Origin of the sequence: Streptomyces violaceorubidus (assembly GCF_000717995.1) — a bacterium.
In the GTDB taxonomy this organism is placed as follows: Bacteria; Actinomycetota; Actinomycetes; order Streptomycetales; family Streptomycetaceae; genus Streptomyces; species Streptomyces violaceorubidus.
Genome location: NZ_JODM01000132.1, coordinates 1 through 693, shown reverse-complemented (window position 1 = coordinate 693; position 693 = coordinate 1). Strand labels below are relative to the sequence as shown.

Sequence of the window (693 nt, the reverse complement as noted above, 5' to 3'; positions counted from 1 at the left end):
AACCTGCGGCACCGGGAGCGTGCCACGCGGGCGTTTTCGATGCCGCTGATATGGGCGGCTGTCAGTTCCTTATGGTGAGCCCGGGTGATCAGGAATTCCCCGGAGGTGACTGAGGTGAGCCATTGGGCGGTGGCGGAATTTTCGTCAGGTGCGGCGAAGTTCTGCTCGCGCAGCGTGGTCATGTGCCTGTCGTCGGTGACTGGTGTGTGGCGGGACAGGGTGAAGTTGTGGTGCAGGGTGATTAGTGTGTGGCGGTACAGGGTGAAGCTGTTGCGCAGGTGGAGGAGTTCGTTTCTTGAGAGTTCGTGATGGTAGCGCGCGGAGATGTGGTCCCATACGCCGCCGAATGTGGCTGTGGCGTTCATGGGTGAGGTCAGGAGGTGGAGGACCTCTTCTCGTTGTTCTGGGGTCAGGAGTGGCAGGCGCTCCGCACGGAAGTCCGGTGTCTCATCCGGCTCCGCCTGCCAGGGTTTGTGGGCGAAGTCGCCGAGGTTTTCCAGGGCCGAGGGGCTGGGGTCGCTGAAGATCCGGTGGTCGACATCGATGATGCTGTGCTCGCGTGGTGCCGGCTGTGATGGCGGTGTGATGTTGGCTGCGGGGGCGCTGGGGGGTGGCGGGAGTTGCGTCTGGGCGGAGGGGTCTCCGGGGAGGGCCAGGCCGAGGGGCCGGCCGGGAGCGGGGGCGGGGGCGGCG

The 693-nt window shown here is 65.7% G+C and carries 1 protein-coding gene; it reads right to left on the bottom strand.

Annotated elements, in window-relative coordinates; genetic code table 11:
- Window positions 1–693: hypothetical protein (locus tag IE94_RS40170; RefSeq protein WP_209441119.1), on the bottom strand; the 693-nt coding region annotated here is incomplete at both ends.